Here is a 21987-nt window from a genome sequence, read left to right on the forward strand (position 1 = left end):
GCTGAGGGCGCTACCGGGGAAGCTATGGAGGCAGGCAGATCATGAACATGCGCGATTACAACGAGAAGATGCTGACCATCCCCTCCAAGCGGGATGACCTCCAGCTCGCCGCGGAGCAGTCCGTGGACGGACCCGGCTTCCTGATCACCAGCGTCGAGCAGCTCTCGGGTCTGGCCCAGGCGCGCTCGCTGTGGCCGGTGACCATGGGCCTGGCCTGCTGCGCCATCGAGATGATGGGGGCGGGCACCCCCCGCTTCGACATGTCCCGCTTCGGCTGGGAGATCTTCCGCGCCTCACCGCGCCACGCCGACGTCATGATCGTCTCGGGCCGCGTCTCCCACAAAATGGCCCCGATCGTCCGCAACGTCTACGACTCCATGCCCGAGCCCAAGTGGGTCATCTCCATGGGGGCCTGCGCCTCCTCCGGCGGCGTGTTCAACAACTACGCGATCGTCCAGGGGTGCGACCACATCGTGCCGGTGGACATCTACCTGCCCGGCTGCCCGCCGCGCCCCGAGATGCTCATCAACGCCATGCTCGAGCTGACCCGTCAGATCGAGCGCCGCCCCATCTTCTCGCACCGCGAGGAGATCGCCCGCGCCGTCGAGGCCGCGGCCCTGGCCGCCGCCCCCGTCTCCGAGATGAAGGGGCAGCTCGCATGAGTGAGAACACGTCTTCTTCCGGTGACGCCGCGGGCGAGGAGGTCGAGGCGGTTGCCGCCGTCCCCGAGGTCGTCCCCGGCCGTCCGGTGCGCCCCGAGCTGGTCGCCGAGGTCGTGGGCGCCCACTCGGGCCAGTTCGGCGCCGCCGACGCCGGCGACACCACCGGCTACGGCCGGCACCGCAGCGTGGTGACCCTGGCCCCGGCGGCGGTGCGCCCCTACGGCTCCTGGTTCGATAGCGTCGTCGATGCCCTCATCGAGGACCTGGCCGCCTCCGGCATCGACCCGGCCGAGGCCATTGAGAAGGTCGTCATCGAGCACGACGAGCTCACCCTGTTCATCGCCCGCGAGCACCTGCTCGACGTGGTGCGCCCCCTGCGCGACGACCAGGATCTGCGTTTCGAGCTGTGCCTGGGCGTCAACGGCGTCCACTACCCGGATGACCCCGGCCGCGAGCTGCACGCCTGCTTCGCGCTGATGAGCCTGACGCACGGCGGGCGCCAGCTGCGCCTGGAGGTCGCCTGCCCCGCCACCGACCCGCACGTGCCCTCGATCGTGTCGGTCTACCCGGGCGACGACTGGCACGAGCGCGAGACCTGGGACCTCATGGGCATCGTCTTCGACGGGCACCCCAACCTCACGCGCTCGGCCATGCCCGACGACTGGGTGGGCCACCCCCAGCGCAAGGACTACCCGCTCGGCGGCATCCCCGTCGAGTACAAGGGCGCCACTACTCCGCCCCCCGACACCCGGAGGTCGTACCGCTGATGAGCACTCCCGCTTCGTTCGCCCCCGCCTCCTCGGCTTCGTCGGCCTCGGCGGCATCGGCGTCCTTCCACGCCGCCGGTCCCGCCACCGACGACGTCGTCGACGGCGCCCCCCAGTACACGCTGGCCGGCGGCGACTGGGACGAGGTCGTCGCCGCCATCGCCGCGAGGGACGAGGCCGACCGCCTCCGGCACGACCGCATCGTGCTCAACATGGGGCCCGTCCACCCCTCCACCCACGGCGTGCTGCGCTTGGTCCTGGAGGTCGACGGCGAGACCGTCACCGAGGTCCGCGTGGGCACCGGCTACCTGCACACGGGCATTGAGAAGAACATGGAGTACCGCACCTGGGTCCAGGGCGAGACCTTCGTGACCCGCATGGACTACGTGGCCCCCTTCTTCCAGGAGGTCGGCTACGCCCTGGCGGTGGAGAAACTGCTCGGCATCACCGACGACATCCCCGAGAAGGCCTCCGTCATGCGCGTGCTCCTCATGGAGCTCAACCGCATCGCCTCCCACGCCGTCGCCATCGGGTCCGGCGGCAACGAGATGGGCGGCACCACCCTGATGACCATCGCCTTCCGCTGCCGCGAGAACATCCTGCGCGCCTTCGAGATGGTCTCCGGCCTGCGCATGAACCACGCCTACGTGCGCCCCGGCGGCCTGGCCCAGGACATCCCCCTGGGCCTGACCGACTTCGTCCGCTCGGTCATGCCGAACATCAAGAACGACATCGGCGAGCTCGAGGCCCTCCTGATGGAGAACCCGATCCTGAAGTCCCGCTTCGTCGGCGTGGGCGAGATCAGCCTGAGCGCCGCCATGGCCATGGGTCTGACCGGGCCGTGCGTGCGCGCCGCCGGCTATCCGCTGGACATGCGCAAGATCAAGCCCTACTGCGGCTACGAGACCTACGACTTCGACGTCCCCGTCTACGACCGCTCCGACTGCTACACCCGCCTGGCCGTCCGCTTCGACGAGTGCTACCAGTCCCTCAAGATCGTCTCCCAGTGCGCGGACCGCCTCGACGAGATCACCGAGCGGGGCGAGGACCCCTCCAACACGACCATGGTGGCCGACCCGACCATCGCCTGGCCCGCCCGCATGGCCATCGCCACCGACGGCCAGGGGCAGTCCCTGGAGCACGTGCGCGAGATCATGGGCACCTCCATGGAGTCCCTCATCCACCACTTCAAGCTGGTGACCCAGGGCTTCCACGTCCCGGCCGGGCAGGTCTTCACCACGGTCGAGCACGCCAAGGGGGTCCTGGGCGTCCACGCCGTCTCCGACGGCGGCACCCGCCCCTACCGGGTCCACTTCCGCGACCCCTCCTACTCCAACCTGCAGTCGTTGGCCATGATGGGCGAGGGCGGCATGATCGCCGATCTCGTCCCCTCACTGGCCTCCATCGACCCCGTCCTGGGAGGCGTGGACCGCTGATGAGCACCACCGAGAACACCCGCGCGACCGCCGCCGGTGCCGGCTACGACCCCGAGCTCGGCGCCCGCCTCGACGCCGACATCGAGCAGATCAAGTCCCGCTACCCCGCGGGCCACGAGCGCAGCGCCCTGATCCCCATGCTGCACCTGATCCAGAGCATCGACGGCTACGTCTCGCCGCGCGGCATCGCCCTGTGCGCCGAGAAGCTGGACCTGACGCGCTCGGAGGTCAGCGCTGTCGCCACCTTCTACAGTCAGTTCCGCCGCCATCCCGCCGGGCAGTACCACGTGGGCGTGTGCACCAACGCCCTGTGCGCGGTCATGGGCGGCGACGACGTCTGGCGGGCCGTGAGCGCGCACACCGGCCTGGGCAACGACGAGACCAGTGAGGACGGCCGGGTCAGCCTGGAGCGCGTGGAGTGCAACGCCGCCTGCGACTACGCCCCCGTCGTCATGGTCAACTGGGAGTTCTTCGACAACCAGACCCCGGACTCCGCCGTCGAGCTGGTGAGCCGCCTGGAGCGCGGCGAGGATGTAGCGCCCACTCGCGGCCCCGAGACCCTGCCGACCTTCCGCCAGAACGAGCGCCTGCTGGCCGGCTTCGAGGACGGCCTGGCCGATGAGGGCGTCGGCGCGGGCGAGCCGAGCCTGCTGGGGCTGCGCATCGCCCGCGAGCGCGGCTGGACGGTTCCGAAGGAGGAGAGCAAGTGAGCCCCGTGAGCGGCAGTGCAACCGACGACGCGACCCAGCCGAGCGGTCCGGCCTTCACCGCCCCGGGAACCCTCACGCCGGCCATCACCGACATGTGGGACAAGGACCGCTCCTGGACCCTGAGGGCCTACTGCGACAACGGCGGCTACCGGGGCCTGCGCCGGGCCAAGACCATGAGCCAGGACGAGCTGGTCGGCCTGGTCAAAGCCTCCAACCTGCGCGGCCGCGGCGGCGCCGGCTTCCCCACGGGCCTGAAGTGGTCCTTCCTGCCCGCCCCCGACGGCGGAGCGCGCTACCTCGTCGTCAACGCCGACGAGTCCGAGCCGGGCACCTGCAAGGACATCCCCACCATCCTGGCCAACCCGCAGGCCCTCATCGAGGGCGTGGCGATCTGCTCGCGCGCCATCGGCTGCGATCACGCCTTCATCTACCTGCGCGGCGAGGTCGCCCATGTCTACCGCCGCCTGCTGCGCGCCGTCGCCGAGGCCGGTCGGTCGGGCATGCTGGACACCGGCTTCGGCCTGGACGGCGACCAGCCGCTGACCATCACGGCGCACGCCGGGGCCGGCGCCTACATCTGCGGCGAGGAGACTGCGCTGCTCGACTCCCTGGAGGGCCGCCGCGGCCATCCGCGTCTCAAGCCCCCCTTCCCGGCGGTCCAGGGCCTGTACGCCCGCCCGACGGTCATCAACAACGTCGAGACCATCGCCTCCCTGCCGGGCATCCTCGCCCGCGGAGCCGAGTGGTACTCCGCGATGGGCACCGAGCGCTCCAAGGGGCACGGCATCTTCTCCGTGTCCGGCCATGTGGTCCGCCCCGGCCAATTCGAGGCGCCCTTCGGCATCACCATGCGCGAGCTGATCGATCTGGCCGGCGGCATTCGGCCCGGCCACAAGCTCAAGTTCTGGGTTCCCGGAGGCTCCTCCACCCCGATCTTCGGACCCGACGAGCTCGATGTTCCCCTGGACTACGAATCGGTCGGGGAGGCCGGTTCCATGCTGGGCACGCGCGCGCTCCAGGTCTTCGACGAGACGGTCTCGGTGGTGCGCGTGGTGGCCCGATGGACCGAGTTCTACCAGCACGAGTCCTGCGGGAAGTGCACCCCCTGCCGCGAGGGCACGTACTGGATGCGTCAGATCATGCTGCGCCTGGAGGCCGGTCGGGGTCTGCCCGGGGACGTCGAGAAGCTCGAGGACATCGCCTCGAACATCGCCGGCCGCTCCTTCTGCGCCCTCGGCGATGCCTCCGCCACCCCGGTCCTGTCCGGCATCAAGCGGTTCCGCGGCGAGTTCGAGGCCGGGTACACCTCCGCCGCCCACGAGCTCTTCCCCTACGGGGCCTCTGCAATCGTTGAAAGTGCACGGTGAGACATGACTGACATGGTCCACATGACGATCGACGGAGTCCCTGTCGAGGTCGAGAAGGGCACGCTCCTCATCCGCGCCGCCGAGAAGATCGGGGTGCGCATCCCGCGCTTCTGCGACCATCCGCTGCTGGCGCCGTCGGCCAACTGCCGCCAGTGCCTGGTGGACGTGGCCATGCCGGGCCGCGACGGCGTGGTCCGCCCCATGCCCAAGCCGCAGCCCTCCTGCGCCATGACCGCCATGGACGGCATGGAGATCAACACCCAGGCCACCAGCGAGGTCGCGGCCAAGGCGCAGGCCGGGACCATGGAGTTCCTCCTGATCAACCACCCGCTGGACTGCCCGGTGTGCGACAAGGGCGGCGAGTGCCCCCTGCAGAACCAGGCCCTGGAGCTCATGGCCTCCGGCGCCCAGAGCGCCACCCGCTTCACCGACGTCAAGCGCACCTTCCCCAAGCCCCTGCGCCTGACCAGCAACATCCTGCTCGACCGCGACCGCTGCATCCTGTGCCAGCGCTGCGTGCGCTTCACCGATCAGATCGCCGGCGACCCCTTCATCGCCCTGCAGGGGCGCGGCGCCGGGCATGTCGGCGGCGAGATCACCGGGGGCCTGTACTCCGAGCAGATCGGCCGCTACGACTCCACCGTTCTGGACTTCTTCGACCCGGAGGGCACCGCGGGGATGCTCACCGAGACGATCCGCGGCGAGGCCTACCTCGCGCCCGAGGCCGGCCTGGCCGGGCCGGGTGGCCAGGCCGGCGTCGTCGACGGCGCTGTCTACGGTCCCGGCGACCTGGCGGGCCGCGAGGATCTCGACGTCTCGGGCCGCCCCTTCGCCTCGTACTTCTCGGGCAACATCATCCAGATCTGTCCCGTCGGGGCGCTGACCAGCGCCCGCTACCGCTTCCGCTCCCGCCCCATGGACCTGGTCTCCACCGACTCGGTCACCGAGCACGACGCCTCAGGATCCGCCATCCGGGTGGACATGCGCCGCGGCGTCGTGCTGCGCCGCCTGGCCGGCAACGACCCCGAGGTCAATGAGGAGTGGATCACCGACAAGGATCGCTTCGGCTTCGCCTGGTCCGCCCAGCCCGACCGCCTACGGGTCCCGCTCGTGCGCGATGAGGAGACCGGCGAGCTGGTGTCCACCTCCTGGTCCGATGCGCTCGACGTGGCCGCCCAGGGCCTGGCCAAGGCGAGGGACCGCGGCGGCGTCGCCCTGCTGCCCGGCGCCCGCACCACCCTGGAGGACGGCTGGGCCTGGTCCCGCTTCGCCCGCCAGGTGATGCGCACCAACGACATCGACCAGCGCGTGCGCGACCACAGCGAGGAGGAGGACCTCTTCCTCGCCTCCCGGGTCGCGGGCACGGGCTTGAGTGAGGTGACCTACTCCTCGTTGGAGCGGGCCGGGCAGGTGCTCCTGGTGGCCCTCGAGCCCGAGGACGAGTGCGGCTCCCTCTTCCTGCGCCTGCGCAAGGGGGTGCGCGCCGGCGGCGTGCGTGTGGCGACCATCGCCCCCACGAGCACAAACGGCTCGCGCAAGCTCAGCGCCACCACGATCCTGGCCGTTCCCGGTCAGGAGGCGCGCACCATCGCCCTGCTCTCCCAGACCCACCCCGACGTCGTCGAGGCGCTCAAGTCCGAGGGCGCCGCCATCCTCGTGGGGGAGCGCGCGGCCGCCGTCCCGGGCCTGCTCACCACCGTCGACACCCTGGCCACCGCCACCGGGGCCCGCCTGGCCTGGGTGCCGCGGCGCGCCGGGGAGCGCGGCGGGATCGAGGCGGGTCTGCTGCCCTTCCTCCTGCCCGGCGGACGGCCCGTCTCCGACGACGGCGCCCGTCGTCAGGTCCAGGACGCCTGGGGCATCGACCCGAGCGGGCTTCACGCCCACGCCCCTCTACCCGATGCGCCCGGGCGCGACGCGACCCGGATCCTGGAGGCGCTGGCCGACGGCGCTCTCGGCGGCCTGGTGGTCGGCGGCATCGACGTGCGCGACTTCCCGGACCCGGGCCTGGCCAGGGCGGCGCTGGCCGCCTCCGGCTTCACCGTCCAGCTCGAGGTGCGCCGCTCCGAGGTGAGCGAGCATGCCGACGTCGTGCTGCCGGTCGCCCCCGCCGAGGAGAAGAACGGTACCTTCGTCAACTGGGAGGGGCGCGTGCGCCCCTTCGGACAGGCGCACGTCTCGCACGCCCGCACTGATCGGCAGGTCCTGGGAATGCTCGCCGCCGAGATGGGCGAGGACCTCGGTGTCGAGGATCTCGGGGCCCTGCACGCCCAGCTCGCGGCCCTCGGCCTGTGGGGAGGGGAGCGCGGCGGGGTCGTCTTCGTCGAGCCTCCCGCAGCCGGCACGGCTCGGCCGGCGGGCTCCGAGGACGGCGAGTCTTCCCCCACCGACCACTCGGATCACCCCGGCCACTCGGGCCACTCGACAGTGACCGGCTTGGAAGCCGTCCTGGCCACGCACAAGCCCATGCTCGACGCCGGCCGGCTCCAGGACGGCGAGGCGTTCCTGGCCGCCACCGCGCTGCGCCCGGTCGCGCGCCTGGCCCCCGACCTCGCCGACCGGCTGGGTCTGCGCGGCGGGGAGAGCGTCGATGTGACCACCGCGATCGGCGTCGTCACGCTGCCCGCGGTCGTGGCGGGTCGGGTCGCCCCGGGCACCGTCTGGCTGCCCGAGTGCTCGCCCGGCTCCACGATCCGCCAGACGCTCGGCGCCGGTCACGGCTCCCGCGTCCGGCTGTCCCTGACATCGGCAGAAACCCTGCCCAGCACTCCGACCGGCGACCTGATCGGCGCCTCGGCCAGCACGGAGGTGGCCCGGTGACTCCCACACATCTTCTGCACGTGCTGCCCGTGGCGATCCCCGACGACACCGGGGGCGTGGTCGCGGACTTCTCCGAAGAGACCTGGTGGCTCACCATCGTCAAGGCGGTCTTCGTCGTCGCCTTCCTGATCGTGAGCGTGATCCTCGCGCTGTGGGTGGAGCGCCGCGGGCTGGCGCGCATGCAGACCCGCCCCGGTCCCAATGTCAACGGCCCCTTCGGCTTCTTCCAGGCGATCGCGGATGCGGCCAAGCTCATCATGAAGGAGGACTTCTGGCTGGGCGGGGCCGAGAGGGTCATCTACATCCTCGCCCCGGTCATCGCGGCGTTCTGCGCCTTCATGGTCTACGCCGTCATCCCCTTCGGGCCGCAGGTCTCCATCCTCGGGCACTCCACGCCGCTGCAGCTGACCGACTTCCCGGTGGCGGTCCTCTACATCCTGGCGATCACCGCCTTCGGCGTCTACGGCATCATCCTGGGCGGCTGGTCGACCCACTCGACCTACCCGCTCTTCGGCGCGGTGCGCAGCGCCGCTCAGGTCATCTCCTACGAGCTGAGCATGAGCCTGGCGATCCTCACGGTCTTCCTGGCCTCGGGAACCATGTCGACCTCCGGCATCGTGGGCGCCCAGCAGCGCATGTGGTGGGGCCTGGCGATGGTGCCGAGCTTCCTCATCTACGTCGTGTCCATGGTCGGGGAGGTCAACCGCCTGCCCTTCGACCTGCCCGAAGCCGAGGGCGAGCTCGTCGCCGGCCACATGGTCGAGTACTCCTCGATGAAGTTCGCCTGGTACTTCCTGGCCGAGTACATCAACATGTTCAACGTCTCCGCGGTGTGCGTGACCCTGTTCCTGGGCGGCTGGCGCTCCGTCATCGTGGCGAGCTTCTGGGAGGGCGCCAACTCCGGATGGTGGCCGATGCTGTGGTTCGTCGGCAAGGTGTGGGCGGTCATGTTCTTCATGGTCTGGACCCGCGGCACCCTGGTGCGCATCCGCTACGACCACTTCATGAAGCTGGGGTGGAAGTTCCTCATCCCCGTCTCGCTGGCCTGGTTCGTCCTGGTGGCCGTCCTTCAGGGGTACCGCGCCTTCTTCAGCGGTTCGCCCGCCGGGCTGCTCATCGTCCTGGCGGTCGTCTTCCTGGTGGCCATGCTCGTGCTCTTCTTCCTGCCCGAGGCCGACGACGATGATCCCGCCTCCGGGGCCGATTCCCTGACGGTGCCGGGGGAGGAGCTCGATGCCTTCGCGGGCGGCTACCCGGTCCCGCCGCTGCCCGGCCAGCAGCTGCCCCTGTCCCCGCGCGTGCGCCGGGCCCAGCGGGCCGGGGATCGTGCCCGCCTCGATGCTGCCAGTTCAGTCAGCTCTGTGACGCTGGCTGCCGCCCCCGACTCCGGCGACATCGTCCAGGAGGGAACAGATGACTGACCAGACTTCCGACGGCTCCCGCATTCCGGGGCGGCAGGACACGGATCACGACCAGTGGCTGCGCGACCTGCCGGGGCCGGTTGGGCGCTTCTTCGCCCCGGTCGCCGGCTACGGTGTGACCATCTCCTCAATGTTCCGGCCCACGGTCACCGAGCTCTACCCCTTCGAGCCGCCGGTGCTCATGCCGCGCTACCACGGACGCCACCAGCTCAATCGCTACGACGACGGGCTGGAGAAGTGCATCGGCTGCGAGCTGTGCGCCTGGGCGTGCCCCGCGGACGCCATCTACGTCGAGGCCGCCTCCAACGCCCCGGGAGCCCAGTACTCGCCCGGTGAGCGCTACGGGCGCGTCTACCAGATCAACTACCTGCGCTGCATCTTCTGCGGCATGTGCATCGAGGCCTGTCCCACGCGGGCGCTGACCATGACCCACGAGATCGACGAGCTGGTCGGGCCGACCCGCACCGGCCTGATCTACGAGAAGGAAGACCTGCTCGCCCCCGTGCCCGAAGGGGCGCTGGAGGCCCCCCACCCCATGGTCGAGGGGACCGAGGACGGCGACTACTACCGCGGTGAGGTCACCGGCGTCACCCAGGCGCAGATCGACTGGGTCCGCGAGCACCGTCCCGACGACGAGACCCTGGCCTCCGCCCATCCGGTTCCCGCCCCCAGCCCGGCCAAGGAGGCGGTGCACTGATGACTGTCATGACTGGTCTGCCGGCACTGACTGCACTGCCTGCACTGCCTGCGACTCTCCCCGCGACTCTCAACGAGTCCGGCACCGTCTCGACCGGGGAGACGATCCTGTTCGCGGTGGTCTCTCTGATCACCGTGGTCTGCGGCCTCGGCCTGCTGACCGCCAAGCGTGCGGTGCTGGCCGCCGCCAACATGATCGGCATCATGATCTGCCTGGCGATCCTCTATATAGCCGGTGGGGCGCCCTTCCTGGGCATCACCCAGATCGTCGTCTACACCGGCGCCGTCATGACGCTCGTCCTGTTCGTCATCATGATGGTCGGCGTCGGCGGCGAGGAGCCGGTGACCGCCGCCGGCTCGCCCGCCGGAAAATGGATCGTCGTGGCCCTGGGCGCCGGCCTGGCCGTGGTGCTGGCGGCCGTCGTGTGGCGCACCGTCTTCCCGATCGCCACCGACGACGACGGGCAGGTCCTCGCGAATCCCTCGGATCCCTCCGAGCTCGCCGTCGTGCTGTTCGGCGATCACGTCGTCATCATGGAGCTGACCGGCATCCTGCTCATCATCGCCGCCGTCGGCGCCCTGACGCTGACCCATCGTCAGCGCATCCGGCCCCGCATGACTCAGCGCGCCCAGATGGAGGCCAAGATGCGCGCCTTCGCCGACAGGGGCCTTCACCCCGGGCAGAAGCCCATGCCCGGTGTCTACGCCGCCACCAATGCCGCCGCCGCACCGGCGCTCGGCGCCGAGGGCACTGCCCTGGCGGAGTCGGTCCCGCGCGTGCTGCGCGTGCGGGAGCAGGACCTCGAGCTGTCCGAGGTCTCCCCGGAGATGGGGGCGGCTCAGCGCGCCGGCACCATCACCGCCCGCGAGGGCGCCACGGTGGGGCGCTCCGGCATGGCCTCCATGCCCGGCGCGGCCGCCCCGGTCGTCGTCCAGCCCGTCGCCGTCGATCCGCTGGTCGAGCCCGTTGCGGAGCCGGATTCGGCTGATCCGGATGCGGATTCGGACTCGGCGCAGGCCGACGGCCGCCGCGGGAAGGACTCCGAGGGCAAGGAGAACAGGAAGAAGGAGCAGAAGTGACCGTCCCCGTCACCGCCTACATCGTGCTCGCCGGGGTGCTGTTCAGCCTCGGGGCGCTCACGGTGCTCCTGCGGCGCAACGCCATCATCGAGCTCATGGGCGTCGAACTCATGCTCAACGCCGTCAATCTGGTCCTGGTGACCTTCTCCCGCATTCACGGCAACCTCACCGGCCAGGTCTTCGCCTTCTTCGTCATGGTCGTCGCGGCCGCCGAGGTGGTCGTGGGCCTGAGCATCGTCGTGTCCATCTTCCGCACCCGCAGGTCCACGTCGGTCGACGACGAGAACCTGCTCAAGAACTGAGGGGCCGCAGCTCATGACCGCATCGTCTCTCGTGCTCGCCGGCGCCATAGGGCATGGCGCCGCCGCTCCGACGCCCCTGGTCGGCCCCGCCACGGGTCTGGCATCCATGGCCTGGCTGCTGATCGCCGTGCCCGCGGCCGGCGCCGCCATCCTCCTGCTGGCCGGGCGCGTCAGTGACCGCTGGGGCCACCTGCTGGGCCTGCTCGCCTCGCTGGCCAGCGCCTGCCTGGGCCTGGGGATCCTCGCACAGGTCCTCGGCCTGCCCGCCGAGGAGCGCACCATGGTCGTGAGCCTGTGGCGCTGGTTCGGTGCCGGAGACCTCGATGTGCGCATCGGCCTGCGCATCGACCCGCTGTCACTGACCTTCGTGGCGCTGGTGACCTTCGTCGGCTTCCTCATCCACGTCTACTCGGTGGCCTACATGGCCCACGACCGGAACCGCCGCCGCTTCTTCGCCTATCTGAACCTGTTCATCGCCGCCATGCTGACGCTCGTCCTGGGCGACTCCTACATCGTCCTGTTCGTCGGCTGGGAGGGCGTGGGCCTGGCTTCCTACCTGCTCATCGGCTTCTGGAACACCGCCGACGCCGACGCCCCCCAGGCCGAGCGGTTCACCAGCCGGCAGAACGCGACGGCCGCCAAGAAGGCGTTCATCATGAACCGCATCGGCGACGTCGGCCTCCTGCTGGCCATGATGGCGATGGTCTCCCAGGTCGGCTCGGTCTCGTTCCTGTCCGTGCTGCCGGCCGCCCAGTACGGTGCGCTGTCGACGGGCTGGCTGACGGCCATCGGCTTCTTCCTGCTACTGGCCGCCTGCGGCAAGTCCGCCCAGTTCCCGCTCCAGGCGTGGCTGGGCGACGCCATGGCCGGCCCCACCCCGGTGTCCGCCCTCATCCACGCCGCCACCATGGTCACCGCCGGCGTCTACCTCATGGTCCGCTCGGGCGCGATCTTCGAAAGCGCCCCCGGCGCTCAGCTTGCCGTCGCCGTCATCGGCGCCATCACCCTGGTGCTCGGGGCGGTCATCGGATCGGCCAAGGACGACATGAAGAAGGTCCTGGCGGCCTCGACCATGAGCCAGATCGGCTACATGATGCTCGGCGCGGGCCTGGGACCCATCGGCTACGCCTTCGCCATCTTCCACCTGCTGACCCACGGCTTCTTCAAGGCCCAGCTCTTCCTGGGCGCCGGGTCCGTCATGCACGCCATGAGCGATCAGGTCGACATGCGCCGCTTCGGGGCCCTGGCCAAGGTCATGCGGATCACCTGGATCACCATGGCCATCGGCTGGCTCGCCATCCTCGGAATCCCGCCCTTCTCCGGCTTCTGGTCCAAGGACAGGATCATCGAGGCCGCCTTCGTCGGCGAGGGCGCCCGGCCCTGGATCCTGGGCACCATCGCGTTGCTGGGGGCGGGCCTGACCGCCTTCTACATGTCCCGCCTGTTCTTCATGATCTTCCACGGGCGCGCCCGGTGGACCACCGAGAAGGACATCGAGGGAGCAGTCCACCCCCACGAGTCGAGCTGGCTCATGACCCTGCCGCTGATCATCCTGTCGGTCTTCTCGCTGGGCCTGGGCGGCCTGCTGTCCATGAACGATGTCTTCGTCACCTGGCTGGAGCCCGTTACCGGCCACGCCGAGCACGGCGAACCCGTGCTGCCGGCCACGGTCATCATGGGCGCCACGCTCGCCCTCGTCCTCATCGGCGTCGTCGTCGCCTGGTTCATGTACGCCCGCCGACCCGTGCCCACCGTCGTCCAGACAGGCAGCGCCCTGGTGCGCGCCGCGCGCAACGACATGTACCAGGACGTCATCAACGAGGGCCTGGCCATGCGCCCGGGGCAGGGCCTGGTCATCGCCGCCGCCGCATCGGATCGCTACGTCGTGGACGGCGCCGTCGAGGGGCTCGCCAAGGGGGCCGCCGGCGCCGGGCAGCTCGTGCGGCGCACCGAGTCCGGCTACGTGCGCTCCTACGCCGGCTACATGCTGGCCGGAACGGTGCTCGCCCTCATCGCCGTCCTGGCCAGCAGGTTCTGAGAGGACACGACCACATGCAGCCCATCACCGCATCCATCGCCGGGCCGGTCCCCGTGCTGACCATCATGGTGCTCGTCCCGCTCGCCGGGGCGCTCCTCCTGTGGCTCGTGCCCCCTCTGCGCGGCCTGGCCCGCCAGGTCGGCCTGGTCTTCTCCCTGGGCGCACTCGGCGTCGGCATCTGGGCGCTGGCCCTGTTCGACCCGGGCCGGGGCGCCGACATCCAGCTCGCCGAGGTCCACCCCTGGATTCCGGTCCTGGGCATCTCCTGGGCCCTGGGCGTCAATGCGCTCGGCCTGGCCATGCTGCTGCTGGCGGCCTTCCTGGTGCCCGTGGTCCTGCTGGCCAGCTGGGGCGAGGTCCCCGCGGACCGGCAGGGCCTCTTCACTGCCCTGGTGCTGGCCCTGGAGGCATTCATCGTCGTCATCTTCAGCGCGCGCGATGTGTTCCTGTTCTACGTCTGCTTCGAGGCCATGCTCGTGCCGGTGTACTTCCTCATCGGCCGCTTCGGGGGGCCGGGACGCCGGCGCGCCGCCCTGAAGTTCCTCCTCTACTCGCTGGCGGGCGGGCTCGTCATGCTCATCGGCGTGGTCGCCCTGTTCTTCTACGGCCCGCATACCCCGACCAACTACCTCATCGACTCCCTGGCCGGGGCCATGACCGCCCCGCCGACGGTGGCGCGCTGGATCTTCGTCTCCTTCATGGTCGCCTTCGCCATCAAGGCGCCGCTGGTGCCGCTGCACACCTGGCTGCCCGACACGGCCGAGCAGGCCAGTCCGGGCACCTCGGTCCTCCTGATCGGCGTTCTGGACAAGATCGGCACCTACGGCATGATCGCCCTGGTCCTGCCGCTCTTCCCCGAGGCGGCCACCTGGGCCGCCCCGACCATGCTGGTGCTGGCCGTCATCGGCATCATCTACGGGGGCCTGGCCGCCATCGGCCAGGACAACCTCTACCGTCTCATCTCCTACACCTCGATCAGCCACTTCGGCTTCATGGTGCTGGGGATCTTCATCGGCAGCCCGGTCGCCGCGACCGGGGCGATGGTCTACATGGTCGCCCACGGGCTGTCGATCGCCGGCCTCTACCTGGTCACCGGCTTCCTGGCCCGGCGCACCGGCACGGTCGCCATCAGCGAGCTCGGCGGCATCGCCCGGGTCATGCCCCTGGTGGCCGGCACCTTCCTGGTCTCCGGCCTGGCCTCCATCGCGCTGCCGGGCCTGAGCGGCTTCGTCCCGGAGTGGATGGTGCTCACCGGGACCTTCTCGCGCTCCGTCCCCCTGGGGATCGTCGCCGTCGCCGGCGTGGTCATCGCCGCGGTCTACATGCTCCTGCCCTACCAGCGGGTCTTCACCGGGGCCCCGGCCCCCGAGCGCGTCGGCAGCGCGGACCTGGATGCGCGCGAGAGGCTCGTGCTGGTCCCCGTCATCGCCGCGATGCTCGCACTGGGGCTGGCTCCGGGCGTGCTCACCGATGCTCTCGACGGCGTCGCCGGGCAGGTGGCGGCCACCATGAGCGCCGGTGCCGGTGCCGGTCGCCCGGACGCTGCGGTGGAGCCGGCGGTGGGGCCGGCGGCCCCTGCGGATCGGCCCGCGTCCCTCGCCCTCAGCATCACGGAAGGGATCAGCAAGTGAGCTTCACCGTCCCGACTATCGAGTGGGCCGGACTCGCCCCGGTCCTCATCATTCTGGGGGCCGGCGTGCTCGGCGTCCTCGTCGAGGCCCTCGTGCCGCGCGCGGGGCGCCTGTACACCCAGGCGGTCCTGTCCGCGCTGGCCGTTCTCGGCGCCGGCGCGGCCTTCGTCATGCGCTGGGCGCAGGTCCTCCCGCAGGATGCGAGCACGGGCCAGGTCGTGCCGTCCGGGAGCGTGCTGACCCCCGGGATCAGCGAGGACCCCTTCGGGGTGGCCGCGCAGGGGATCATGCTCGTCATCGGCCTGCTGTCCGTGCTGATCATGGCCGACCGCACCACCGCCGGCGACGGCGCCTTCGCGGCGCAGGCCGCCGACCGGCCCGGCAGCGCGGAGGAGAGCGAGTCCCTCCATCACGGCTGGACCACCACCGAGGTCTTCCCGCTGACGATGTTCTCACTGGCCGGCATGATGCTCTTCCCGATGGTCAACGACTTCATCGCCCTGTTCGTCGTGCTCGAGCTGATCTCGCTGCCGCTGTACATCATGGCCGCCACCGCCCGCCACCGCCGCCTGCTGAGCCAGGAGTCGGCGCTGAAGTACTTCGTGCTGGGGGCCTTCGCCTCCGCCTTCCTCCTGCTGGGCTCGGCTCTGCTGTACGGCTTGTCCGGATCGGTGTCCTACACGAGCATCGCCACCAGGCTCGCCGCCGGCGGCGGGGCCGACGTGATCGACATGGACTGGCTCGGCCTGGCGGGCGTGGCCCTGGTGACCGTGGGCCTGCTGTTCAAGACCGCCGCCGCGCCCTTCCACGCCTGGAGCCCGGACGTCTACCAGGGCGCGCCGACCCCGGTCACCGGCTTCATGGCCGCCGGGGTCAAGGCCACCGCCTTCCTGGCGCTCGTGCGCTTCTACTACATGGTCGGCGGCTCCTTCGGGTGGGACATGGCGCCCTTCCTGTGGACCGTCGCGATCCTGACCATCGCGGTGGGCACCGTCGTCGGCGTCGTCCAGAGCGATGTCAAGCGCATGCTCGCCTACTCGGCGATCGCGCACGCCGGCTACATGCTCATCGGCATCATCGCCTTCAACGGGCTGGCCATCAGCGCCCTGCTGCTCTACGCGCTCGCCTACGGCGCGGCCACCGTGGGCGCCTTCGGCGTGGTCACGCTGGTGCGCGCGAGCCATGCCGGTGCGGCGGGCGCCGAGGCCACCGACCTGGAGTCCTTCGCGGGCCTGGGGCGGCGCAGTCCCTGGCTGGCCGGCGCCATGACGGTGTTCCTGCTGTCCTTCGCGGGCGTGCCGCTGACGGCTGGGTTCATCGCCAAGTTCGAGCTGTTCATCGCCGGAGTCGGCGGCGGGGCCCTGTGGCTGGTGATCGCCGCGGTGGTCTCCTCGGCCATCACCGCCTTCTTCTACATGCGCCTGGTCGTTCTCATGTTCTTCCGCGACCCCCAGGAGGATCGGGTCGTGGTGGTGGGGTCGATGGGACCGTCTGGCGCCGCCATCACCGTCGCTGTCTTCATCACGGTGGTGCTCGGCGTGCTGCCGCAGGCCGTTCTCACGCTGCTGGGCCGCGCCGCTATGCTCTTGCCGTGATCGGATCGCTGCCTTTGAACGCCCCGCAGCTCGAGGGGCGGATCATCCCGGCCCTCGACGCCGTCGAGGCGCGTCTGCTCGAGGTCGTCAGCAATGCTGATGAGACCATCAACCCGCCCACCTCCCACCTGGCCGAGGCCGGGGGGAAGCGGCTGCGGCCGGTGCTGACGCTCCTGACCGCCCAGCTCGGGGACACCGCCCTGGCCACGGGGGAGCAGGTGCGCGATGCCGGTGTCGCGGTAGAGCTGACGCACATCGCCACGCTCTACCACGACGACGTCATGGACGAGGCGCCTCTGCGCCGCGGCGCCCCCAGCGCCCAGACGGTGTGGGGCAACTCCGCGGCGATCCTGACCGGGGATGTGCTGGTGGCGCGCGCCTCCCAGCTCGTCGCGGCGCTCGGCCCGCAGGCGGTGCTCGCTCACGCCAAGACCTTCGAGCGCCTGTGCATGGGCCAGCTCCACGAGACCCTGCCCCGACCGGCCGGGACCGACCCGGTCGATCACTACATCCAGGTGCTGGCGGACAAGACCGGCTCTCTGATCGCCGTGTCCGCCCGCTACGGCGCCATGCTGACCGGTGCCGGCGCCTCGACCGAGCGCATCGTGGAGGAATTCGGCGAGAAGATCGGCGTCGCCTTCCAGCTGGCCGACGACGTCATCGACCTGGCCAGCGACTCCGAGACCACTGGCAAGACCCCGGGTACGGATCTGCGCGAGGGCGTGGACACCATGCCGGTGCTCCTGCTGCGTAAGGCCCTGGCCGCCGGCGAGCTCGACGCCGCCGGGCAGTCGATCCTCTCGCGGCTATCGACCGGGAATCTGAATGATGACGCGGTGCTGGCCGACGTCGTCGCCCGGCTGCGCCTGCACCCGGTGCTCGCCCGTACGCGGGAGATGGCCATGACCTGGGCCCGGGAGGCCGTGGGCGTGCTCGAGGGGCTTGAGGACGCCGTCCTGGCCGGGACGCGCCTGCGCCTGGATGCTGCGGGGGCGGACGGGGCCGAGCGGGAGGAGGCCCTGGCCGATGCGGCGCGGCGCGTGGGGCTCGTGCGTGCGGGCATGGAGGAATTCGCGCGACTGCTCGTGGACCGGGCCGCCTGAGCCCTTCGCCGAGATCGGTCGTACTCCGCGCCGAGATCGGTCCGCTTCCGCACCGAGATCGGTCGTACTCCGGCTCGAGATCGGTCCATTTCCGCACCGAGATCGGTCCAGCTGCGGATAGACCTCTCAGGAGGCGGCAGGAGACGGAATCTGCGCGGTCGTCTCCGGAGCCGACGTCGGGGTGGACGGTGAGGAAGGCGCTGCCGGTGCGGATGGCTCCGGAGAAGTCGAAGCGGAGGCGGAGTCGAGCCACTCGGTGGCGGGGAAGAATTCGCTATCGGTGGCCAGGCCCCAGGGGGTGACCACATCTATTTCTGACGGTCCGCTCCTGACGGCCGCCTTATAGGTTCTTGTGATCGTTTCGCCCGTGCTCACCGCTATGAGCTCGAGGCGATCATTGCCGGGGGTGGCAGAGTGCCCGGGGTAGGAGACGTAGAGGACGCCGCCGAAGACGCCCATTCCCTCCGGGTCCACCCGGCCGTCCGAAGCCCACGCGAACGCGATGGCGGGGGACGGGGCTCCGGGAAGCCGGACGGCGGCGGTGTCCTCATCGCCGTCGTTCTGACCAAGAGTGATGATCTCCTGCTGGTCCGAGGTAATGTCGGGCCAGTGCTTCAAGGCGACGTCCTTCTCCCAGCCGGCGTCCAGCTCGACGGTCTGGCCGGAGGCCCGGTTCTCCAGGTTCCGCGCGTAACAGGGGGCCGCGGCCTCGGCGGAGTCCATGTAGTAGTACCAGCCGTCCCTGACCATGATCGGTATGTTGTCGCCGATGGGCTCATGGACGCCGTCGGCCAGGAACACGATCTCCCTGGTCGGGACTGTCTCATCCCCAATGCTGATCGCCTGGCCGTAGGACGTGATCGCGGTGCCGTACTGATTGCCGAGGACGGAATGGGCGTCAAACTGGGTGGACAGGTCATCGGCGCTCAGTCGCAGCCCGATGTAGTCGGCATCAGCATGACCTTGGAGCGTCATATTGTCGCCCGCAAGGATGAGTGAGGTGCGGTCTGCGGAAAAGGACAGATGCATGGAGGGGACGAGTTGGGCGTAGAACTGCTCGCTGAGGGTGGTGGAGGCGACGACGGCGCCGTCGGACAGGCGCACCTTGAGCATGAGAACCGAGCAGGTCCGCTCGTCGGGCAAGGTGTTACTGTAGGTCTCGTCGTCGGTCGTCCCGGCGCTCTGGGGCGGTGAGGTTGGTGAGGGCGCCGACGGCGTGCTGGTGCCGAGGGTGAGGTAGGCGTGTTCGGCGTCGAGGAGGGCGGGGCCGTCCGTGATTGTGATCCGGGCGGTTTTCGGGACATTGTCGTCCTGGTCATCGGGGTCCTTCAGCTCCACCTCCTTGGTGGTCCAAGCGCCGTCGGGGTCGTCGGGGCTGGCGGGGTCCGGGAGTACGGCGCGGGTGGTGGGTCCGGAGATGTCGACGATGATGGGGCACCACCCGCCTGTGCAGGTCTCGCTCGCCTCGCTCAGCGCGGCGGCGCCGCACAGGTAGCGGTCGCGGGCGGCGTTGAGGGAGGTGATGAGGTAGGTTCCCGGCCAGGTGGGTTTGTCGGCGAAGGCCGAGGGAATGGCGTCGGGGCTGGGCGGCGGGATCGGCGTGGGTGGTTCGGCCTCGTGGCGCTTCCTCGGTACGCAGGCGGTCAGCGCAGGCAGGGCGGCGACGGCCGCGCCGGCGACTGCGGCGGTCAGGAAGGTGCGGCGGCGCATGTCGGTCTCCTGAAGCAGGACGGGACGGCGGGGGCTGAACTCACTCTTGCCCTCCGTCGCGGGGCTGACCATGGGCAGCCCTGCCCGCCCCCTTTCGTCGAGATCGGTCGTACTCCGCGTCGAGATCGGTCGTACTCCGCGTCGAAATCGGTCGTACTCCGCGTCGAAATCGGTCGTAGTCCGCATCGAGATCGGTTCAACCGACCGATCTCGGCGCGGAAGTGGACCGATTTCGAGCCGGAACCGGACCGATTTCGAGCCGGAACCGGACCGATCTCGGCGAAGGGCGAAGGGCGGAAGGCAGAGGGCGAGGCCCGGCCGCTCAGGAATCGAGCCAGGCGGTGGCGGCGTAGAAGCCGTCGCGGCAGGCCAGACCCCAGGGGGTGACCACGCTCATGCCCGGGATGCTCGTCTTCTGATCGGTTTCGAGAATCGTCTCGCCGGTGCTCACCGAGGTCAGTTCGAGGCGCTGGGTGGTTCTATCGTCGGATTCGTCGGGGTAGTACGTGGTGTACACGATGTCGCCGAGGATCCCCGCCCCCTGAGGCAGCGGCCGTTCCGCCGGCGTCCACCTCAGGGCGGGGCTGGCAGCACCGGGAGGACGAACAGTGAAGTCGGTGTCGTTGTCGCGCTCTTGAACGGAGATGATCTCCGGCTGGTCCGAGGCGATGGCGGGCCAGTTGGCCAGCCGCACCTCATCGGCTCCGTTCTCGTCCAGCTCGACGGTCTGGTCGGTGGCCCGGTTCCACGCATAGCCGCGATCGGGGGAGGCAGGGGAGGCAGGGGAGGCAGGGGAGCCGGTGGAGTACGAGTGCTCCTCGTAGTAGAACCAGTCGTCCTTCACATGATCGGCAGGCCAGGGGTGTCCTTCTGCGCGCCGTCGGCCAGGAATATGGTCGTTCTGCCCGAGGCGCTGATTGCCTGGCCGTAGGTCAGGACGCTGCGAGTGCGCTTGCCCTCGAGAATCGAGTGCGCGTCGAACTGGACGGACAGGTCCTCGGCGCTCAGCCGCAGGGCGACGAAGTCCGCGTCGACGTTGTCGTCGTTCGTGCTGTTGCTGCCCGCCAGGAGAAGAGCGGTGCGATCGGTGGAGAACGACAGGCTCATGCGAGTGACATTCTTCGCGAAGAACCGCTCGTTGAGGGGCGCGGAGGCCGCGATGGCGCCGTCGGACAGGCGGACCTTGAGCGCGCTCACAGAGCAGGTTTCTCCCGACTGGAAATCGTGGGGGTCCACGTTGCTCTCCGGGTCCGGTTCGGACAGGGCGATGGTGCCGACAACCAGGTAGGCGTGCTCCTCATCAAGGAGGGCGGGGCCGATCACGATCGTGGTCAAGGCGCTCTTCGGGTCCTTGCCGATGGCGTAGCGGCTCACCAGCTCAGCCTCCGCCGTGGTCCAGGTGCCGTTCTTGTCCAGGAGCACCGCGCGGGTGGTGAGGGTGGAGACGTCGACGATGACGGGGCACCACCCGCCTGTGAAGGTCTTGCTCGCCTCGCTCGCCGTGGTTCCAGCGCACAGGTAGTGGTCGCGGGCGGCGGTGAGAGTCATGTTGGCCGCGACGTCCGGCCATGTCGGTCGCTCTGCGAAGGCCGAGGGGGCGGCGTCGGGAGTGGGTGGCGGCGTCGGGGCGGGTCGTCTGGAGCGCGTGGACCGGCCCGGCCAGCAGGCGGCCAGTCCGGGCAGGGCGGTCATGGCTGCCCCGGCGGCTGCGGCGGTCAGGAGGGTCCGACGGCGCATGATGGCCTCCGATGGTCGGAAGGGGACTGCGAATGGGAGGAACTCGGCTGAGGTTCTGTCGATGGTGAAGTCAGCTGTGGAGGAGCTGGGAGATGCGACCGGGGGAGACGCCCATAATGGCGGCGGCGTCGGCAACAGACAGTCCTTCGGCGCGCAGCGCGGCGGCCGCCTGGCGCGATGTGGTGACTGCCCGGGCTTGAGCCGTCTTGGCGTCGGCAGCGGCCTGGTGGGCGGTCCTGACGGCGGCGAGGCTGGTGATGTCGGGTACGACGTCGATCTGCCAGCTGGAGTGGTCCGTATCCTCATCGACGGTGTCGAGGTAGTCGATGACCTGCTGCTGGGCGTGGGACAGGGTTCGGACCTGGGTGTGGTGGTCGTCGTCGATCTCGAGCTCCCAGCCACCCGACCAACGATTCGCGGTGACCGTCAGTGTCGTCATACCCGACTCCTCTCAATTGCTCGCAGTGCATCCCGAACGGCCTTGGGGGAGACCTCTCGGGTCCGGGTGATCACCACGCAACGCCGCCGTTGCGCCACACCTCATGATCACCCTTGCCCTGGCGCGACGTGAAGCCGGATTCGCGCAGTAGACGTGCGAGGTCGCGATACTTCATCGGTTTCGTCACCACGAAATTTTATTGTGGCTAAAACGGTGCTGTCCAGGCGGAGATGCGACAGTGCCTGGACACGACCGGGGAAGGTCGCTCCATGGGCGGCGTTCCGAGTGACGACAGCGGCGGTGATGAGGGGGCGCCGGGCTGACGATGGGGAGCCTTGCCCCTTCGTCGAGATCGGTCGTAGTCCGCATTGAGATCGGTTCAGCCGACCGATTTCGGTGCGGAAGTGGACCGATTTCGAGCCGGAACCGGACTGATTTCGAGCCGGAACCGGACCGATTTCGGTGCGGAAGTG

19 protein-coding genes are annotated in these 21987 nt (G+C 69.9%); 14 read left to right on the plus strand and 5 right to left on the minus strand.

Features of this window, described 5'->3' with window-relative positions:
* Positions 1 to 41: 41 nt before the first annotated feature.
* The 14 genes from W5W_RS0112680 to W5W_RS0112745 all read left to right on the plus strand — a co-directional run bounded on the left by W5W_RS0112680 (position 42) and on the right by W5W_RS0112745 (position 17628).
* Entirely contained in the window at positions 42 to 662 is a 621-nt protein-coding gene (locus tag W5W_RS0112680; protein ID WP_008731391.1) for an NADH-quinone oxidoreductase subunit B, read from the plus strand.
* On the plus strand, positions 659 to 1429 hold the full coding sequence (locus tag W5W_RS0112685; protein WP_017195658.1) for an NADH-quinone oxidoreductase subunit C: 771 nt from the start codon (positions 659 to 661) through the stop codon (positions 1427 to 1429). Before W5W_RS0112680 ends, W5W_RS0112685 begins: the two co-directional genes overlap by 4 nt.
* The gene (locus W5W_RS0112690) at positions 1429 to 2865 is read left to right on the plus strand and encodes an NADH-quinone oxidoreductase subunit D (RefSeq protein WP_017195659.1); all 1437 of its coding nucleotides are present in this window, start codon (positions 1429 to 1431) and stop codon (positions 2863 to 2865) included. The genes W5W_RS0112685 and W5W_RS0112690 overlap by 1 nt, the downstream gene beginning before the upstream one ends.
* Positions 2865 to 3575 (plus strand): NADH-quinone oxidoreductase subunit NuoE, encoded by a 711-nt coding sequence (gene nuoE, locus W5W_RS0112695; protein WP_008731390.1) that lies wholly within the window; start codon positions 2865 to 2867, stop codon positions 3573 to 3575. Before W5W_RS0112690 ends, nuoE begins: the two co-directional genes overlap by 1 nt.
* Positions 3576 to 3667: 92 nt before the next feature.
* Positions 3668 to 4942 carry an NADH-quinone oxidoreductase subunit NuoF gene (gene nuoF, locus W5W_RS0112700; RefSeq protein ID WP_238533372.1) on the plus strand — a complete coding sequence of 425 codons (1275 nt, stop codon included), beginning with the start codon at positions 3668 to 3670 and terminating at the stop codon, positions 4940 to 4942.
* A gap of 3 nt (positions 4943 to 4945) precedes the next feature.
* Positions 4946 to 7762, plus strand: coding sequence for an NADH-quinone oxidoreductase subunit G (locus W5W_RS0112705; RefSeq protein WP_017195661.1), 2817 nt, complete (start codon positions 4946 to 4948; stop codon positions 7760 to 7762).
* Positions 7759 to 9183 (plus strand): NADH-quinone oxidoreductase subunit NuoH, encoded by a 1425-nt coding sequence (gene nuoH / locus W5W_RS0112710; RefSeq protein ID WP_017195662.1) that lies wholly within the window; start codon positions 7759 to 7761, stop codon positions 9181 to 9183. Before W5W_RS0112705 ends, nuoH begins: the two co-directional genes overlap by 4 nt.
* Entirely contained in the window at positions 9176 to 9880 is a 705-nt protein-coding gene (gene nuoI / locus W5W_RS0112715; protein WP_017195663.1) for an NADH-quinone oxidoreductase subunit NuoI, read from the plus strand. The genes nuoH and nuoI overlap by 8 nt, the downstream gene beginning before the upstream one ends.
* Positions 9880 to 10959 (plus strand): NADH-quinone oxidoreductase subunit J, encoded by a 1080-nt coding sequence (locus W5W_RS0112720; protein WP_017195664.1) that lies wholly within the window; start codon positions 9880 to 9882, stop codon positions 10957 to 10959. The genes nuoI and W5W_RS0112720 overlap by 1 nt, the downstream gene beginning before the upstream one ends.
* Positions 10956 to 11261, plus strand: coding sequence for an NADH-quinone oxidoreductase subunit NuoK (gene nuoK, locus W5W_RS0112725; protein WP_008734076.1), 306 nt, complete (start codon positions 10956 to 10958; stop codon positions 11259 to 11261). Before W5W_RS0112720 ends, nuoK begins: the two co-directional genes overlap by 4 nt.
* A 13-nt stretch (positions 11262 to 11274) precedes the next feature.
* Entirely contained in the window at positions 11275 to 13299 is a 2025-nt protein-coding gene (gene nuoL, locus W5W_RS0112730) for an NADH-quinone oxidoreductase subunit L (protein WP_008734080.1), read from the plus strand.
* Positions 13300 to 13313: 14 nt separating this feature from the next.
* Entirely contained in the window at positions 13314 to 14930 is a 1617-nt protein-coding gene (locus tag W5W_RS0112735; RefSeq protein ID WP_017195665.1) for an NADH-quinone oxidoreductase subunit M, read from the plus strand.
* The gene (nuoN, locus tag W5W_RS0112740) at positions 14927 to 16525 is read left to right on the plus strand and encodes an NADH-quinone oxidoreductase subunit NuoN (protein WP_017195666.1); all 1599 of its coding nucleotides are present in this window, start codon (positions 14927 to 14929) and stop codon (positions 16523 to 16525) included. Before W5W_RS0112735 ends, nuoN begins: the two co-directional genes overlap by 4 nt.
* The gene (locus W5W_RS0112745) at positions 16522 to 17628 is read left to right on the plus strand and encodes a polyprenyl synthetase family protein (protein WP_008732044.1); all 1107 of its coding nucleotides are present in this window, start codon (positions 16522 to 16524) and stop codon (positions 17626 to 17628) included. The genes nuoN and W5W_RS0112745 overlap by 4 nt, the downstream gene beginning before the upstream one ends.
* Before the next feature lie 126 nt (positions 17629 to 17754).
* Here W5W_RS0112745 and W5W_RS0112750 read toward each other — a convergent pair whose 3' ends face one another.
* The 5 genes from W5W_RS0112750 to W5W_RS16760 all read right to left on the minus strand — a co-directional run bounded on the left by W5W_RS0112750 (position 17755) and on the right by W5W_RS16760 (position 21701).
* Entirely contained in the window at positions 17755 to 19410 is a 1656-nt protein-coding gene (locus tag W5W_RS0112750) for a hypothetical protein (protein WP_017195667.1), read from the minus strand.
* A 250-nt stretch (positions 19411 to 19660) separates the two neighbouring features.
* Positions 19661 to 20182: a hypothetical protein gene (locus W5W_RS15040; protein WP_017195668.1), complete on the minus strand. Its 522-nt coding sequence runs from the start codon at positions 20180 to 20182 to the stop codon at positions 19661 to 19663.
* Positions 20179 to 21075, minus strand: coding sequence for a hypothetical protein (locus W5W_RS15045; RefSeq protein WP_017195669.1), 897 nt, complete (start codon positions 21073 to 21075; stop codon positions 20179 to 20181). Before W5W_RS15045 ends, W5W_RS15040 begins: the two co-directional genes overlap by 4 nt.
* A gap of 70 nt (positions 21076 to 21145) precedes the next feature.
* Positions 21146 to 21514, minus strand: a complete 369-nt coding sequence (locus W5W_RS0112760; RefSeq protein WP_008732041.1) for an antitoxin HicB — start codon at positions 21512 to 21514, stop codon at positions 21146 to 21148.
* Between the two features lie 70 nt (positions 21515 to 21584).
* Positions 21585 to 21701, minus strand: a complete 117-nt coding sequence (locus tag W5W_RS16760; protein ID WP_238533352.1) for a type II toxin-antitoxin system HicA family toxin — start codon at positions 21699 to 21701, stop codon at positions 21585 to 21587.
* Between the last annotated feature and the right edge of the window lie 286 nt (positions 21702 to 21987).

The sequence above is a fragment of the Actinomyces massiliensis 4401292 genome, from assembly GCF_000269805.1.
Taxonomy (GTDB): Bacteria; Actinomycetota; Actinomycetes; order Actinomycetales; family Actinomycetaceae; genus Actinomyces; species Actinomyces massiliensis.

Coding starts and splice junctions, on each gene's coding strand:
- nuoL (WP_008734080.1), top strand. CDS start 11,275: ATGACCGCATCGTCTCTCGTGCTCGCCGGCGCCATAGGGCATGGCGCC.
- W5W_RS15045 (WP_017195669.1), bottom strand. CDS start 21,075: ATGCGCCGTCGGACCCTCCTGACCGCCGCAGCCGCCGGGGCAGCCATG.
- W5W_RS0112680 (WP_008731391.1), top strand. CDS start 42: ATGAACATGCGCGATTACAACGAGAAGATGCTGACCATCCCCTCCAAG.
- W5W_RS0112705 (WP_017195661.1), top strand. CDS start 4,946: ATGACTGACATGGTCCACATGACGATCGACGGAGTCCCTGTCGAGGTC.
- W5W_RS0112760 (WP_008732041.1), bottom strand. CDS start 21,514: ATGACGACACTGACGGTCACCGCGAATCGTTGGTCGGGTGGCTGGGAG.
- nuoF (WP_238533372.1), top strand. CDS start 3,668: ATGTGGGACAAGGACCGCTCCTGGACCCTGAGGGCCTACTGCGACAAC.
- W5W_RS0112735 (WP_017195665.1), top strand. CDS start 13,314: ATGCAGCCCATCACCGCATCCATCGCCGGGCCGGTCCCCGTGCTGACC.
- nuoI (WP_017195663.1), top strand. CDS start 9,176: ATGACTGACCAGACTTCCGACGGCTCCCGCATTCCGGGGCGGCAGGAC.
- W5W_RS0112720 (WP_017195664.1), top strand. CDS start 9,880: ATGACTGTCATGACTGGTCTGCCGGCACTGACTGCACTGCCTGCACTG.
- W5W_RS0112750 (WP_017195667.1), bottom strand. CDS start 19,410: ATGGTCAGCCCCGCGACGGAGGGCAAGAGTGAGTTCAGCCCCCGCCGT.
- W5W_RS0112685 (WP_017195658.1), top strand. CDS start 659: ATGAGTGAGAACACGTCTTCTTCCGGTGACGCCGCGGGCGAGGAGGTC.
- W5W_RS0112690 (WP_017195659.1), top strand. CDS start 1,429: ATGAGCACTCCCGCTTCGTTCGCCCCCGCCTCCTCGGCTTCGTCGGCC.
- nuoE (WP_008731390.1), top strand. CDS start 2,865: ATGAGCACCACCGAGAACACCCGCGCGACCGCCGCCGGTGCCGGCTAC.